This is a genomic window from Virgibacillus xinjiangensis (genome assembly GCF_042643145.1).
GTDB lineage: Bacteria > Bacillota > Bacilli > Bacillales > Amphibacillaceae > Virgibacillus_O > Virgibacillus_O xinjiangensis.
This window is the reverse complement of sequence record NZ_JBHRSA010000034.1, coordinates 124,706-141,131: the sequence shown is the minus strand read 5'-3', so window position 1 is coordinate 141,131 and position 16,426 is coordinate 124,706. Positions and strand designations below refer to the sequence as shown.

The 16,426-nt window shown below is 43.1% G+C and carries 16 protein-coding genes; all 16 read right to left on the bottom strand.

Annotated features, from left to right (window positions below; translation table 11 throughout):
- Positions 1 to 43: 43 nt before the first annotated feature.
- Positions 44 to 1,306: an RIP metalloprotease RseP gene (gene rseP, locus ACFOGI_RS08675; protein ID WP_390271454.1), complete on the bottom strand. Its 1,263-nt coding sequence runs from the start codon at positions 1,304 to 1,306 to the stop codon at positions 44 to 46.
- 93 nt (positions 1,307 to 1,399) lie between these two features.
- A complete protein-coding gene (locus tag ACFOGI_RS08670) occupies positions 1,400 to 2,179 on the bottom strand; it encodes a phosphatidate cytidylyltransferase (protein ID WP_390271452.1) in 780 nt (259 codons plus the stop codon).
- A 15-nt stretch (positions 2,180 to 2,194) separates the two neighbouring features.
- Positions 2,195 to 2,956, bottom strand: coding sequence for an isoprenyl transferase (locus tag ACFOGI_RS08665; RefSeq protein WP_390271450.1), 762 nt, complete (start codon positions 2,954 to 2,956; stop codon positions 2,195 to 2,197).
- Between the two features lie 244 nt (positions 2,957 to 3,200).
- Positions 3,201 to 3,758: a ribosome recycling factor gene (gene frr, locus ACFOGI_RS08660; protein WP_390271448.1), complete on the bottom strand. Its 558-nt coding sequence runs from the start codon at positions 3,756 to 3,758 to the stop codon at positions 3,201 to 3,203.
- A gap of 2 nt (positions 3,759 to 3,760) precedes the next feature.
- Positions 3,761 to 4,483 (bottom strand): UMP kinase, encoded by a 723-nt coding sequence (gene pyrH, locus ACFOGI_RS08655; protein ID WP_390271446.1) that lies wholly within the window; start codon positions 4,481 to 4,483, stop codon positions 3,761 to 3,763.
- A 126-nt stretch (positions 4,484 to 4,609) separates the two neighbouring features.
- On the bottom strand, positions 4,610 to 5,494 hold the full coding sequence (gene tsf / locus ACFOGI_RS08650) for a translation elongation factor Ts (RefSeq protein ID WP_390271444.1): 885 nt from the start codon (positions 5,492 to 5,494) through the stop codon (positions 4,610 to 4,612).
- Positions 5,495 to 5,579: 85 nt separating this feature from the next.
- The gene (gene rpsB / locus ACFOGI_RS08645; RefSeq protein WP_390271442.1) at positions 5,580 to 6,341 is read right to left on the bottom strand and encodes a 30S ribosomal protein S2; all 762 of its coding nucleotides are present in this window, start codon (positions 6,339 to 6,341) and stop codon (positions 5,580 to 5,582) included.
- Between the two features lie 324 nt (positions 6,342 to 6,665).
- Entirely contained in the window at positions 6,666 to 7,445 is a 780-nt protein-coding gene (gene codY, locus ACFOGI_RS08640; RefSeq protein WP_390271440.1) for a GTP-sensing pleiotropic transcriptional regulator CodY, read from the bottom strand.
- A 26-nt stretch (positions 7,446 to 7,471) separates the two neighbouring features.
- Positions 7,472 to 8,863 (bottom strand): HslU--HslV peptidase ATPase subunit, encoded by a 1,392-nt coding sequence (gene hslU / locus ACFOGI_RS08635; RefSeq protein WP_390271438.1) that lies wholly within the window; start codon positions 8,861 to 8,863, stop codon positions 7,472 to 7,474.
- A 20-nt stretch (positions 8,864 to 8,883) separates the two neighbouring features.
- Entirely contained in the window at positions 8,884 to 9,429 is a 546-nt protein-coding gene (gene hslV, locus ACFOGI_RS08630) for an ATP-dependent protease subunit HslV (RefSeq protein WP_390271435.1), read from the bottom strand.
- 26 nt (positions 9,430 to 9,455) lie between these two features.
- Positions 9,456 to 10,358, bottom strand: a complete 903-nt coding sequence (gene xerC, locus ACFOGI_RS08625; RefSeq protein ID WP_390271433.1) for a tyrosine recombinase XerC — start codon at positions 10,356 to 10,358, stop codon at positions 9,456 to 9,458.
- A gap of 327 nt (positions 10,359 to 10,685) precedes the next feature.
- Positions 10,686 to 11,000, bottom strand: coding sequence for a hypothetical protein (locus ACFOGI_RS08620; RefSeq protein WP_390271431.1), 315 nt, complete (start codon positions 10,998 to 11,000; stop codon positions 10,686 to 10,688).
- A 102-nt stretch (positions 11,001 to 11,102) separates the two neighbouring features.
- Positions 11,103 to 13,181, bottom strand: coding sequence for a type I DNA topoisomerase (gene topA, locus ACFOGI_RS08615; RefSeq protein WP_390271430.1), 2,079 nt, complete (start codon positions 13,179 to 13,181; stop codon positions 11,103 to 11,105).
- A 130-nt stretch (positions 13,182 to 13,311) separates the two neighbouring features.
- Positions 13,312 to 14,205, bottom strand: coding sequence for a DNA-processing protein DprA (gene dprA / locus ACFOGI_RS08610; protein WP_390271427.1), 894 nt, complete (start codon positions 14,203 to 14,205; stop codon positions 13,312 to 13,314).
- 66 nt (positions 14,206 to 14,271) lie between these two features.
- Entirely contained in the window at positions 14,272 to 15,174 is a 903-nt protein-coding gene (gene sucD, locus ACFOGI_RS08605; protein WP_390271425.1) for a succinate--CoA ligase subunit alpha, read from the bottom strand.
- Positions 15,175 to 15,235: 61 nt separating this feature from the next.
- Positions 15,236 to 16,396: an ADP-forming succinate--CoA ligase subunit beta gene (gene sucC, locus ACFOGI_RS08600; protein ID WP_390271423.1), complete on the bottom strand. Its 1,161-nt coding sequence runs from the start codon at positions 16,394 to 16,396 to the stop codon at positions 15,236 to 15,238.
- Between the last annotated feature and the right edge of the window lie 30 nt (positions 16,397 to 16,426).

Below are 16,426 nucleotides of genomic sequence, written 5' to 3'. Positions count from 1 at the left end.
GAAAAAGACAAGGGTTTCTATAAAATCCTTCTGCTATTTGCTTCTATAGGAACAGGCGCTGAATATCATTCCAAGTAACGATGATCATCAGCAGCATTAACAAAGCAAACCCGACGAAATGGAAGACACCTTCCTTTTCAGGAGAAATCGGTTTTCCTCTGACGGCTTCCAATCCTACGAACATCAGCCTCCCGCCGTCTAAAGCCGGGAGGGGTACGAGGTTGACTACTCCCAAGTTGACACTTAATATGGCCGTCCACATGAGGAAATTCATGAGGCCAGTCTGCACTACCTGATCGGTGGCATCGTATATACCAACCGGGCCTGAGAGGAGTTCAATGGAAACCTGGCCGGTAATAAGCATCATGAGGTTCGTCAGAATGGTCTTCGTCGTATCGACTGTTTGTGTGAAACCATACTCAAATGTTCCAAGGAAAGATTTTTCAAAAGCTTGATAGACTCCTATCTGGCCAATTGGATCTTGACCCTCTATTGGGACTTCAGCAGGCACTACGGTGATTTCTTCCTGCACCCCATCCCTTAGTATGGTCATGGAAAGTTCCCTGCCTGGATTTTCCCTTACAATTGAAGTGAATTCTTCCCATGTTGACACCGTGTTTCCTTCAATTTCAACCACTTCATCACCTGGCTGGAATCCAGCTTCTTCTGCCGGTGTGTCCGGTTGTACTTCACTCATCTTCGCTTCATCCACCGGTATGCCCTGCACGAGTCCGATAGCTATGAAGAGTAGAATTGCCAGCAAAAAATTCATCATTGGCCCGGCAAACAACTGCATTGCCCGTTGGCCTGTGGTTTTGGAAGCAAACTGGCGGTCATAAGGGGCAATCTGCGTCTCTCTCTCATCCATCACGAAAAAGGCCTTAGGGTCTACGTCAAAATGGAGCTTCTGATTTTCTTCATCAATATCATAACCTTCAATGACCAGTTCATGATCAAGGTCCACTCTCTCAACCTCAAGCGGTCTGGCGTTTGGATGCTTGGACTTGTTATTAACAATGATTTTCTCCACTTTACCTGTTTCGTTGAATTCCAAGCCAATATGATGTCCGGGTTTTAACTCAATAATCTCCGGATCTTCCCCCGCTACACGCACATACCCTCCTGCAGGAATCAGACGAATGGTATATAACGTTTCATTTCTCGTAAAGGAGAATACTTTTGGACCAAATCCGATGGCAAATTCACGCGCAAGCATACCTGCACGCTTTGCAAAAATTAAATGTCCCCACTCGTGCACAAAAACAAGCAGGCCGAACATGAGTATAAAAGCGATCACTGTAGTCAACTGTTACACCTCCTAGAGGGTATAAGTGCGGGTAATCCTGAATCCATAACAAAAATATGCTTATCTTTCCGAATAAGAATTCCACCCATCCAGTTACTGAATAAACCCTATGAAATGAAGCAAGGGAAGTACAAAAAGCAGGCTGTCAAACCTGTCCAGAATGCCGCCATGGCCAGGAAGCAGTTTTCCAGAGTCTTTGACACCATAATGGCGTTTAAAAGCAGATTCTACCAAGTCTCCTATCTGGCCAAAGATGGAAGCAAGAACAGTAGCACCTATTACGACCATCATGGGAAAAGAAAATGGATGAACCAGCTGGAATATTGCTGCAATGAAACACGCAAGCAAGACTCCTCCCAAAGCTCCCTCAACAGTCTTATTGGGACTTATTTGTGGCCAAAGCTTTTTCTTACCGAATTTCTTGCCAAACAGATAGGCACCTGTATCTGTTGCCCAGATGATGAATAGAGCAAACAATAAGTAATCAAGCCCCGCATCTTGTGTTTTGATAAGATATAAGAAGCCCGTCCCTACGTAAAGGACTGAAAGTAAGATAAAGCCTGTGTCATCAAAAGTGAATTTGTTTTTAACCAGTACCGTGTAGGATAACAGTAATAGAACGAACAACATGATGATTTCTGTCTGGCTCATCCATGCCGAACCGCTCCATTGAGGGTACAGGATCAACCATAACAACCCTGCTGCCAAAACAACCGGCAGTGAAGTCAACTCTATTTCGTGCATTTTCATTAATTCGGCCAACCCTATGGTAGCTAGAATATAGACAAAGGCGACAAATGGCCAGCCTCCATAGATGACAAATGGCAGTAAAATGAGTATTGCCACGAATGCTGTGATTGTACGTTGTTTCATAAACCTTTCATCACCTTAAATACCTCCATATCGCCTTTTCCGCTGCTGATACTCTAAAAGGGCCGCATTGAATGTATTTTCATCGAAGTCCGGCCAATACGTATCAGTAAACCACAGTTCGGTATAAGCTAGCTGCCAAAGCAGGAAATTACTCAATCGCTGTTCACCGCTCGAGCGGATAAGCAAGTCCGGATCTGTGAGCCCCTGTGTAAATAGATAGTCCGAAAACATTTTTTCATCTAATGAATCTATGGTGTTTGCAGAGTGTTCTAAATCGGTCATGAGCTTTTTGACGGCCTGTATGATTTCAAATCTACCACCATAGTTTAAAGCAAAATTCAATAATAATCCATTGTTATCTTTTGTCTGTTCTTTGGCGTATGTAACTGCTTCCTGTGTATACTCGGGAAGTGCTTGGATATCTCCGATTGTTTCTATCCGTACATTGTTTTCCATAAGGTCAGGCAGATAGACATGAAGGAATTCCTTCGGCAGTTTCATAAGAAAATCTACTTCTGAGGCTGGCCTCTTCCAGTTTTCGGTAGAAAAAGCATACAAGGTAAGTACTTTGACATGGGATTGGGCTGCCGCCCGAACCACTCTATTTATTGCTTTAACACCTTCCCTATGGCCCGCTATGCGAGGGAGCCCTCTCTTCTTTGCCCATCGTCCGTTCCCGTCCATAATGATGGCAACATGATCGGGCGTACTGCCTGGGTCTTGCTCATCACTTTGTTCCGTTTGTTTTTTCTTAAAAAAAGGAAGTTTCATTGACATATTTTGTCCTCCGAATGCTGTTGTTTACCCTTTGCAATCCATCAGCCAACTCTCCATTCACATGGGTAAGGGGCTTAGAAGATTGTATGAATCACCATTATATCATTAAAACCCTAACTAATTATATCTATTTTCTCACCAGAATACAAAATGATTTTCAAGGGCAAATTTGAGGTACAGAAAGAAAATAATAGCCCCCTTAGTAATAAGAGGACTATTATAGCTTATTGAGCATTCTTATGAATTATACTTCCAGAATCTCTTTTTCCTTATCTTTTGCGAGTTGGTCGATTTGAGCGATGTGGCTGTCCGTCTCTTTTTGTACTTTATCCTGGGAAGACCGCGATTCATCCTCTGTAAGATCCCCGCTTTTTTCGGCTTTCTTCAACTGGTCATTGGAATCTCGACGGACGTTACGAATTTGCACACGAGATTCTTCCGCGTACTTTCCGACGAGCTTCACTAAATCTCTGCGCCTTTCTTCCGTCAGTGCCGGTATGTTGATACGGATGACGTTGCCATCATTGTTCGGAGATAAACCAAGGTCAGCCTTCTGAATAGCTTTCTCCACCTCAGGAAGTGCGGATTTGTCGTATGGAGTAATCATCAGCAGCCTTGCTTCTGGTGCGGAAATGGTGGCCAATTGGTTCAATGGTGTGGAGGCTCCATAGTAATCCACGTAGACACTATTCAGGATACTTGGATTAGCTCTTCCCGCCCTTACAGTAGCAAGGTTTCGAGAGAAGGCTTGAACTGCCTGCTCCATCTTTTCGCGCGTTTGTTTCATGATTGCTTCTGACATGACTATTTCCCCCTTATCGTAGTTCCGATTGATTCGCCTTCAACAACCCTTTTAATATTACCCTCTTCAGTAATAGAGAATACCACCAACGGGATATCGTTGTCCATGCATAATGAGGAAGCAGTAGAGTCCATGACACCCAGACCCTCATTAAGCATCTCCATATAGGATAGATTATCATATTTCTCGGCATTTTTATTGATTTTCGGATCATCGGTATAGACACCATCTACATTATTCTTCGCCATCAGAATCACTTCTGCTTCAATCTCAGCAGCCCTGAGTGCGGCTGTTGTATCTGTTGAGAAGAATGGGTTTCCAGTCCCAGCTGCAAATATTACTACACGTTTTTTTTGCAGATGCCGGATTGCTTTTCTTCTTATGTAAGGTTCTGCCACCTGACGCATTTCAATGGATGATTGCACTCTGGTTTCTACACCGATATTTTCCAAGCCATCCTGCAATGCAAGAGAATTCATGACGGTTGCCAACATTCCCATATAATCAGCGGTTGCACGGTCCATTCCCATCTCGCCGCCAACCTTACCACGCCAGATGTTGCCCGCACCGACGACGATTGCAATCTCAACCCCCATCTCAGCAACTTCTTTCACCTGATTGGCCACGGATTGGATGATTTTGGGTTCAATCCCGTATCCCTGCTCACCACTGAGGGCCTCTCCACTAAGTTTTAGCACAATTCTCCGGTAACGAGCTGTTGTCATAATTACCTCCATGGAAATGAATTTGTAGACACTGAGTTCTCCAGCTGAAAATAAGCCAGGGAATTCAGAAATTTGCCTGATTATGGAAGAATAGGGAACATTGCATGTCCCCTATTCTTTTTTTATTTATTTTTTGATTTGGCTCATCACTTCATCAGCAAAGTTCTCTTCGCGTTTTTCCATTCCTTCTCCTACTTCATAGCGGATAAAGGATTTAACGCTGGCGCCTTGATCTTCTACATATTTTTTCACTTTCTGGTCCGGATCTTTGACGAAGTCCTGCTCAAGCAGCACGATACCTTCAAAGAATTTGCCTAAGCGGCCTTCCACCATCTTTTCGACAATCTTTTCTGGTTTCCCTTCGTTAAGGGCCTGTGTTTTCAAGACTTCACGCTCACGGTTTACTTCCTCTTCAGCAACCTCATCACGGGAAACATACTGAGGGTTTACAGCTGCAATATGCATTGCAACGTCTTTAGCGATTGCTTCCTCCTTCGTTCCTTCAAGCAGAGCAAGGACACCAATACGTCCACCTGCATGCAAGTAGGCACCGAAGGCATCATTATCTGTTTTGTTCACTACAGCGAAACGGCGGAGGGAAATCTTCTCACCAATTTTAGCAATTGCAGAGTTCAAATAAGCTTCCAAAGTTTCACCTTCACCATGCAACTTTTGTTGTAGTGCTTCTTCTACTGATGCCGGCTTTTGGGAAAGAATATGCTTGCCAAGTTCGGAGAGAAGCTGTTGGAACTGCTCGTTCTTTGTTACAAAGTCAGTTTCACAGTTCACTTCGATGATGGCTGCTGTATTGTTATCCACTTCAATATGTGCAGAACCTTCTGCTGCAATACGGTCCGCCTTTTTGGCAGCTTTAGAGATGCCTTTTTCGCGAAGATAATCAATTGCTTTGTCGATGTCGCCATCCGTTTCTTGCAGGGCTTTCTTACAGTCCATCATACCTGCACCAGTTTTTTCACGCAGTTCTTTAACCATTTTGGCTGAGATTGCCATATATAATTCCTCCTTCAAAAGTTTGTTTGAAAAAGGGTGATAAAAGGCTCTTATCCTCTTATCACCCTCACCTTTTTAAAAAGTATTATGCTTCAGTTGATTCCGTTTCAGCCTCTTGGCCAGCTTCAGCTGTGTCTGCATCTGCTTCTACTTCAGCTGTTTCTTCGCCTTGCTTTACTTCGAGAACGGCATCAGCAATTTTAGAAGTCAAAAGCTTCACAGCACGAATAGCATCATCATTGGATGGAATGACATAGTCAATTTCATCCGGATCACAGTTTGTATCAACCATACCGATGATTGGAATGTTCAATTTATGAGCTTCAGCGATCGCAATACGCTCTTTGCGGGGATCGATAACGAACAGAGCATCAGGAAGCTTGTTCATTTCCTTGATTCCGCCCAAGAACTTCACAAGACGATCTTTCTCTTTCAATAAGTCAACTACCTCTTTTTTCGGCAATACTTCAAATGTGCCGTCTTCTTCCATTTTTTCAATATCCTTCAAACGATTGATACGTTTGCGGATTGTTTGGAAGTTTGTCAATGTACCTCCCAACCAACGTTGGTTGATATAGTACATACCAGCACGGGTCGCTTCATCACGTACAGACTCCTGTGCCTGTTTTTTCGTACCTACGAAAAGAATTGTGCCGCCATTTGCCACCAATTCCTTAACATAGTTATAAGCTTCATCAACCTTTTTCACTGTTTTTTGCAGGTCGATGATGTAAATGCCGTTACGCTCCGTGAAGATGTATTTTTTCATCTTCGGATTCCAACGGCGTGTCTGGTGTCCAAAATGCACACCAGCTTCAAGCAGTTGCTTCATGGATATTGCTGCCATAAAAAATTCCTCCTAAATGGTTTTTTCCTCCGTCCAGATCATCTTTGCATAGCAACCAGTTCAAGGAACATGGCACCTGCTGTACAAATAACTGAACGTGTGTATTTTCCGCTCGCCCTCTGACAGGGACAGAGCATTTACACCAAGAGTTAATATACCACACTGTTTTTACTTAATCAAGTATAAACAGGTATTTATGGATAATCTGTTCCTTACTAATATACCTGAACCCGTTTTATACCCCTGAATAGTGCCCAATGGCAAGAAGACAGTAAAAAAAGCCAGAGAGCAACTCTGGCCTTCTTTCCAATGGACATTAAGAACTTACCTGGAACGCAGTTTTTCCAACTCAACAAGGAACTTGCTGTTAAGCACTTTGATATAAGTTCCCTTCATTCCTAAGGAACGGGATTCAATCACTCCAGCACTTTCCAGTTTTCTGAGAGCATTGACGATGACAGACCTGGTAATTCCCACACGATCTGCGATTTTACTAGCTACCAACAGCCCCTCATTGCCATTCAATTCTTCGAAAATATGATCGATTGCTTCTAGTTCACTGTAGGATAGTGAACTGATTGCCATTTGTACAACTGCCTTGCTTCGAGCTTCCATCTCGATCTCTTCTGTTTTCTCATGAAGGATTTCCATACCAACTACAGTTGCACCATATTCAGCGAGAAGAAGATCATCATCATTGAAACTTTCATTGATTCGTCCGATGACCAATGTGCCCAAGCGCTCTCCTCCGCCGATAATAGGTACAATTGTTGTAAGGCCGTTCTGGAACAATTCACGGTTCTCTACAGGGAAAACAGTGTGCGGGCTGTCTATATCCAGGTTGGCAGTAGTTTCATGGATATTGGATAACCCTTGGATATAGTCCTCTGGAAAACGCCTCTCTTCCAACATGTTTTTCATTCGTTCATTTTCAATTTCCTGATTGATCGCGAATCCTAATAACTTTCCTCTTCTGCTGACAATATAGACGTTTCCTTTAATAACATCCCTCAGAGAACCTGACATATCGTTGAAGTTCACCGACTTCCCTGTGGCTCCTTGCAGCATTGCATTGATTTTTCTTGCTCGTTGTAATAAATCCATGATAATCCTCCATTCATTTCTTTGAGTTATAGTATAAATTGGCTTAAGTCTTTGTTTTTTACGATATTGCTCAATTTTTCATCTACATAGGCTGGGGTTATTTCTATTTCTTCCATATTAATATCCGGAGCCTCAAATGATAAATCTTCCAATAGTTTTTCTAGAATGGTATGAAGTCTCCTTGCACCTATGTTATCTGTCTCTTGATTCACTTCATAGGCAACCTCTGCTAATCTTTCTATAGCTTCGTCTGTAAAAATAACATTTATACCTTCCGTTTTCAGAAGACCCTGATATTGTTTGAGCAGTGCATTGGAAGGTTCCCTTAGTATTCTCTGAAAATCTTCCACAGCCAGTTTTTCAAGTTCTACACGTATAGGGAATCTACCTTGCAATTCAGGTATGAGGTCAGAGGGCTTCGCCATATGGAATGCACCGGCAGCAATGAACAACATATGATCTGTCTTTACAGCACCATGTTTGGTGACTACAGTAGACCCTTCCACTATCGGCAGAATATCCCGCTGGACACCTTCGCGGGACACACTTGCTGAGTTCTCCTGTTTCACTGCAACTTTATCTATTTCATCAATGAAGAGAATGCCAGACTGTTCTGCCCGCTGAATAGCCTCTTGGGAAACCTCTTCCATATCAACAAGCCTCGCTGCTTCCTGTTGGGTAAGAACCTTTCTCGCTTCCGAAACCGGAAGCTTTCGGCTCTTTTTCTTTTTCGGCATGAACTGACCGAAGACATCCTGCATGTTCATGCCCATTTGTTCCATACCCGACCCCTGCAGCATATCAAACATGGAAGGAGGAACATCGTCGATCTCCACGGTGACCATATGATCCTCCAGTTCACCTAGAGCCAATTGGTGTTCCACCCTCTTGCGTTTATTTCGGATTTCGTCATCTCCATCTGATGAAGTACCATCCTCATCTGCATCATGGTTGGAAAACAGCATCTCGAAGGGGTTTTTGACATTATTCTGCTTCTTCGCCTGTGGGACCAATAACTCAACAAGTCTCTTGTTAGCAGCTTCTTCTGCTTTACCCTTAACTTCTTCCATCTTTTCTTCTTTCACCATGCGGACCGACATTTCAACAAGATCACGCACCATGGACTCGACATCCCTGCCGACATAGCCCACTTCTGTAAACTTGGTTGCTTCCACTTTTACGAATGGGGCTCCAGCCAATTTCGCCAGCCTTCTTGCAATTTCTGTCTTACCCACCCCTGTCGGACCGATCATCAGAATGTTTTTAGGGACGATCTCCTCTTTAATGGATTCATCCAACTGCATTCTGCGGTATCGGTTGCGCAGAGCTACTGCCACAGATTTTTTCGCCTTCTTCTGGCCAATGATGTATTTATCCAATTGTTCCACTATTTGCCTTGGAGTATAATTGATCCCCATGGTTGCACCAGGCCTCCTCATCAATCAAGTACCTCTAAGGTTATTTGATCATTCGTGAACACACAGATTTCGCCCGCTGTCTCCAGTGCGGCTTTAGCTATATCCTTAGCGGAAAGGTCACTAGAGTATCTTGCCAAAGCTCTTCCGGCGCTTAATGCAAAATTGCCGCCTGAACCTATGGCAAGAATCCCATCATCAGGTTCTATTACCTCTCCCGTACCAGATAACAGAAACATCTTTTCTTTGTTCAGAACAATAAGCATTGCCTCCAGTTTACGGAGGACCTTGTCGCTCCGCCATTCCTTCGCCAACTCAACGGAGGCTCGCGTCAAATTGCCATTATAGGTATCTAGTTTCGCCTCAAATTTTTCAAACAAAGTGAAGGCATCAGCCACGGAACCTGCAAATCCTGCTAGAACCTGGCCATTGTATAGAGTTCTTACTTTTTTGGCTTTATGCTTCATTACGACCGAGTTACCTAAAGTCACTTGGCCGTCACCACTCATCGCACTTTGCCCTTTATGCCGAATGGCAAAAATGGTGGTTGCATGCATCTCATTCGCCAATCACCTCACCCCTTCCGTAGTACATTCTATGCACGAGGATGGCTGTTTAAATAAACATCCCGTAAATGATTTTTAGTTACATGGGTATAAATTTGAGTAGAAGAAAGATTCTCATGACCTAATAATTCCTGGACTGTTCTTAAGTCTGCACCTTCATTAAGCATGTGTGTTGCAAACGTGTGCCGAAGTTTATGCGGATGCAAATGAACAGTTAACGCAGCGCGTTCCACCATCTTATTCAAAATCAGCCGGATCCCTCGCTCAGTCAGCGGGTTTCCCCTGGCATTCAAAAAAACGGTATCTGTTGCTACGCCTCTTTTTTTCATCAATTGTTCCCTTCCATCCCTTATGTAGGTATCCAAGACAGTCGACGCAAAACTGCCGAATGGAACATAGCGTTCCTTTCTGCCTTTTCCTTTTACGAAGAGAGTGCCTATCGTGAAATCGATATGGGAAAGCGAGAGGTTCTTGCATTCACTCACCCTGATCCCGGTAGCGTATAGCACTTCCAAGATCGCCTGATTACGTTGTCCCAGTGGGTCTGTCAGATCACTGACCTCAAACAGTTTCTCCAACTCCTCGGCATAAAGGAATCCCGGTATCGGTTGATCTTGTTTAGGAAGGCTTACATGCATAAACGGGTTAGTGGTGATTTTTTCTTCTCTCTGAAGAAAACGATAAAAACTTCTTAATGAAGAAATCGTACGGGAAACAGACCTCCTGCTTAAACGTTGATGGTACAGACCGGTCAAGAATAATCGGACCACCCGGTAATCCACATGCTCCAGACCATCAATTCCTTCTGCCGATAGAAACAAAAAGAATTTTTCCAGATCATTCTGATAATACTTTACAGTATAAGGTGAAGCATTCTTCTCTATTTGCAAATATTCAACGAATTGTTTGGATGGTTCCATATAATCATTCAATCTTCACACCTCAATTAGCTAATAAATCATAACACACATAATTTACAGCTGCAATAGATTTAACAAAATTGCAATAAAATTCTGAATTGGGCCTAGACTTGCTGATCTATCCCTTGCTTTTTAAAAGTCCAATGATCGTTTTCTATTACTCATACAAAACGACAAGACCAGCAAATTACACTAAGGTGTCAAGTAAGTTACCTTACCAATGCGTTATTATATCTGTTTCAAATTCAATAGTCAATAAACTCCCTTTCCTACACTTCCACAAAATTGATCACTGTGAAAAGTTTGTGAAAACATGATACTAAAGGTATGGCCAAATAGTTAGTTTATTATTCCTAATTCACTAATTTTTTCTTTCGTCTCTTTGGTACCCAACTCATATACTTTTCGATAGACTTCCACCATGTGTTTGTTATAGGAAGCCCTTTCCTCATCTGCACCCCACTCATCGAATGGCTTGTGGACATAATTGGAAGCATTCACTGCGTTTTGATTGCGTTTTATAAATAGGTGGCGCAGCTCTTCCACCTGTCCTTCGGTTGCTTCGATTTCAAATTCAATGCCACTATCAGGAATAGACACTTCCCGAATCTCTTCCGTATCAATGGTTACAAAGTATTGTTTTTTCTCTGCCATCCTTATCCCCTCCTTTATTCCACCTCTTCCCTAATCTCCGTAAATCAAACCATGGGGCTCCTTCCGCAAATTCAAAAAGCTGCCCGGGGTTCCGGGCAGCTTCTAATTCTGTGCGCTCTCTTCATAGTCACAATTAGTACATTGGATTTGTGTTTCTTTTTTCTTGCGTTTTTCCACTAGCAGGGAATCACATTTAGGACATGGCCGGGAAATAGGTTTATCCCAAGAAACAAAGTCACAATCAGGGAATTGATCACAGCCGTAGAAAGTGCGGCGTTTTTTGGACTTCCTTTCTACGATGTTCCCATCTTTACATTTAGGGCATTTGACTCCAATTTCCTTGAGAATAGGCTTGGTATTCCTGCAGTCAGGAAAGTTTGAGCACGCAAGGAATTTTCCATAACGTCCCATCTTGTAGACCATTTCATGCCCGCATTCCTCACAATCTATTCCAGCAGGCTCGTCTTTTATTTCTACCTTTTCCATCTCTTTTTCAGCTGTCTCCAACCGTTTACTGAAACCTTGGTAAAAATTGTCAATGACTTTTATCCACTGGCTTTTTCCTTCTTCAATTGAATCAAGATCTTCTTCCATTTTCGCGGTGAACTCTACACTAATGATTTCTGGAAAGAATTCTTCTACCAGGCCGCTCACAATCGTTCCAAGTTCTGTTGGAAGAAAACGTTTGTTGTCTATGCTTACATACCCTCTACGTTGGATGGTGTCCAAAGTGGGAGCATAGGTAGAAGGTCGGCCGATCCCTAATTCTTCAAGCGTCCGTACAAGTCGTGCTTCGGTATATCTTGGAGGAGGCTGTGTAAAGTGCTGATTTGGTGTGATTTCTTTCGCTTGTACTTTCGTGCCTTCTTCCAAGTCAGGAAGCAGTTTGTCTTCTTCCTTCTTATTATCATCATTTCCTTCCACATATACCTTCATAAATCCTTTGAATTTTATCTTGGAGCCGGTAGCTCTGAATTCCACTCCGTTAGCTGTCAAATGGACTGTCATGGTATCCATTATTGCAGGGGCCATTTGACTGGCCAAAAACCTTTCCCAAATCAATTTGTACAATCGATATTGATCTCTGGATAGGTTATCTTTTAATGACTTAGGGTCCCGCAGGGCTGAAGTGGGCCTGATAGCTTCGTGGGCATCTTGTGCTCCCTCGCTGTTTTTAGCTTTTTTTGCTCCGCCAAGATATTCTTTGCCGTATTTTTCTTCTATATATGTGGTTGCCTCATCTTTGGCTGTTTCAGAAATTCGGGTGGAGTCTGTACGCATATAAGTTATAAGACCGGTGGTGCCTCCCGCCTTCTTTCCTAAATCTATCCCTTCATATAGCTGCTGGGCAACCATCATAGTTTTCTTTGCTCGGAAGTTCAATTTCCTTGCTGCTTCTTGCTGCAGAGATGAGGTGATGAACGGCTGTGCAGGGTTCCTCTTTCTCTCCCGTTTTTTTACCTTGTCCACAAGAAATTCCTTTGTATCCAATTTCTTCGTAATTTCCTTGACATCATCTTCTGTTTTCAATTCTTTCTTCTTGCCGTCAATTCCATAAAAATTCCCTTTGAATGATTCCTTGTCTTTGAGAAATTCAGCATCAATGGACCAGTACTCTTCCGGCTTAAAATTCTCAATTTCTTTCTCTCGGTCGATGATCATTTTCAATGCAACAGACTGAACACGTCCTGCACTCAATCCTTTTTTCACTTTTTTCCAAAGTAATGGACTGATATTATATCCGACCAGTCGATCGAGGATTCTTCTGGCTTGCTGTGAATCGACCAGCCCTTCATCAATCGAGCGGGGATGTTTAAAGGATTCTTTCACGGCATCTTTTGTGATTTCATTAAAAACAACCCGGCATTTGGAATTCTCATCAATATTAAGAACATGCGCCAGATGCCATGCAATTGCTTCCCCTTCTCTATCAGGGTCGGCAGCTAGATAAACTTTTTTGGCTTTCTTCGCAGCAGATCGGAGCTCTTTGAGTATGTCTCCCTTTCCACGTATGGTGATGTATTTCGGCTTATATTCATTTTCAACGTCTACAGCCATCTGACTCTTTGGCAGATCCCTTATATGGCCCATGGAGGCTTTAACTTTATATTTTTTTCCTAAGTATCGTTCAATCGTTTTCGCTTTTGCGGGTGATTCAACGATTACCAGATAATCTGACATGATCTTTCCTCCCAAAATGAGGTTGCAATAAAAATTAATAAATCGTCACTAATACTAAATAGATACGAAACATTTGTCAAACATATGTGAAAAAACTATTCAGTAGAGTAAGCGTTTTCCAACTATTTTATTAAAGTGAAAAATCCCTCTGGTGTATTTGCCAATCTTCCAAAATATCTTTCGGCTCCATCACCAATTTTGCTCCATCCTGGATCATACGGTGACAGCCTTTGGTCTGGGGGCATAAAGGAGAACCAGGCAAGGCATATACCTCCCTGCCTTGATCCAGTGCTTGACCTACGGTAATCAGTGTACCACTTTTCTCGGTGGCCTCTATGACTAGGGTCCCAGAACTCAAACCACTAATAATACGATTTCTCTCTGGAAAGTGAAATTTCCTAGGGGGATTATTAGGAGGGTACTCTGATACCAAGAGACCCTTATGTGCTATCTGTTCAAATAACGCTTTATTCTCTTTGGGGTACATATGCCAAAAGCCACTTCCAAGCACTGCTATCGTCTTTCCTCGATGGGAAAGAGCCAATCGATGGGCATGGCTGTCAATACCCTTGGCCATCCCGCTGACGACCAACCAGCCACGCTCGATCAATGGCTCTAGAATAAATCTCATTTTAGCTGGAGCTTCCATAGTAGGATTTCTCGTCCCAATGACACTCAATGACGGGCGATGTGTAAGAAGCCTAGTATCTCCCAAGGTATATAGAACGAGCGGCTTGTCTTTAATTGGTTTTATCATAGGGGGGTAGTTTTCGTCAACCATGGTGATGATTTCATAGTCTTGTTCATCTCTTTCTACTTGATACCACAATTGATCATGGTGATAGTCAGTATATAGTAGGGAAGCATTCTTATAGGGCAAGGTAAAGAAATTGGAAATCTCTTGAGGGGAAAGGGTTGGAAGAAGTTGTAAAGACGGGTCTGTGTGAAGGATTCGCCGGATTACTCTCCTGGTTACACCTCTGCATCGATGCAATACTATTAAATTTTTGCGTATCTGTTCCAAATCATTCACCAACCTTGGGGAAGTATAGTGAACCGGGCCTTTTCCCAGGCCCGGTTCACTATGGTCTTAATGTGTTTTACATTTTTCCTTTAGTCCTTTTTCCTCCAACACAGTAATCATTGTTTCCCCGATAACTGCCGGAGTTTCAGCAACTTTGATGCCACACTCGTTCATCACTCGAATCTTCTCATCTGCAGTACCTTTCCCGCCGGAAATAATGGCACCCGCATGGCCCATCCGCTTTCCTGGGGGAGCAGTAGTACCACCAATGAAGCCGACAACCGGTTTGGACATATTTGACTTCACCCATTCTGCGGCTTCCTCTTCAGCAGTTCCGCCAATTTCCCCGATCATGACAACTGCCTCTGTTTCAGGATCTTCATTAAATGCTTTCAGTACATCAATAAAGTTTGTGCCGTTGACCGGGTCACCACCGATGCCTACCGCAGTAGTTTGACCATATCCTGCTTCCGACAGCTGGTGTACTGCTTCATATGTCAGGGTACCAGAACGGGAAACGACGCCAATGTGCCCTTTCTTATGGATGTACCCGGGCATAATACCGATTTTTGTTTCGTCTGCAGTAATAACTCCAGGACAGTTCGGTCCTACAAGTCTTGTATTCTTGCCTTCCAAGTAACGCTTCACTTTTACCATGTCCATTACCGGAATATGCTCCGTAATGCAGATGACAAGCTCAATCTCAGCATCGGCAGCTTCAATAATGGCATCTGCTGCAAATGGAGCTGGAACATATATGACAGATGCGGTTGCACCTGTCTCGTCTACTGCATCTTGTACAGTATTGAAGACAGGGACCCCTTCCACTTTAGTGCCACCTTTTTTAGGTGTAACACCGCCAACTATCTTGGTTCCATAATCCAACATTTGTTTTGTATGGAATTTTGCCGTACCACCAGTAATCCCCTGGACAATCACTTTTGTATCTTTATTGATATATATACTCATCTTCGTCCGTCCTTTCTATATGAACTGTACGTTTTGTCCGTAATAATTAAAAGTATAGATATTATTTCACCATGGAAACGATTTTCTCGGCACCGTCTGCCATTGACCCTGCAGCAGTGATATTCAATCCAGACTCGTCAAGAATCTTTTTACCCAATTCCACATTCGTACCTTCAAGTCGCACAACGAGCGGTAGTTCTAAACCAACTTGCTTGGTTGCCTCAACTACTCCTTCAGCAATAACATCACATTTCATGATACCACCGAAAATATTGACAAATATTCCTTTTACATTGGAATCAGACAAGATGATCTTGAATGCCTCGGTAACCTTTTCTGCAGTTGCACCGCCCCCGACATCAAGGAAGTTTGCGGGTTCTCCGCCGGAATGTTTGATAATATCCATTGTGGACATGGCGAGACCAGCTCCATTAACCATACAGCCGATATTCCCATCTAATGCTACGTAACTCAAATCATATTTGGAAGCTTCGATTTCCTTCTCATCCTCTTCATCCAAGTCACGTAGATCTTGGACGTCCTTTTGACGGAACAAAGCATTGTCGTCAAAGTTCAACTTGGCATCAAGCGCCAATACTTCTCCATCGCCAGTAGTCACCAGTGGATTGATTTCTGCAACAGAGCAGTCTTTTTCCACAAATGCAGTATATAGGCCTGTCATGAATTTAACAGCTTGTCCCAGAAGTTCATTCGGGATGTTGATATTGAATGCAAGTCTGCGAGCCTGATAAGGTAATAGACCAACTACAGGATCGATCACTTCCTGGAAAATTTTCTCAGGAGTTTCAGCAGCCACTTCTTCAATTTCTGTACCGCCTTCTTCAGAAGCCATCATGACTACACGGGATGTTGTGCGGTCAAGGACAACACCGACATAGTACTCCTTCTGGATATCACTTCCTTCTTCGATCAGCAAGCGCTTAACTTCTTTTCCTTCCGGACCAGTCTGATGAGTAACCAGTGTTTTTCCCAAAATCTCATCAGCATATGTACGAACCTCATCCAAATTTTTCGCAATCTTAACCCCACCGGCTTTCCCGCGACCGCCAGCATGGATTTGTGCTTTTACTACTGTAACAGCACTGCCGAGCTTTTCTGCTGCTTGCACCGCCTCATCGACACTATGTGCAACATACCCATTGGGAACGTTTACACCAAATTCTCGCAATACGTCCTTGCCTTGATATTCATGAATATTCATCCTACATCCTCCTATCCATATTCGTGCATA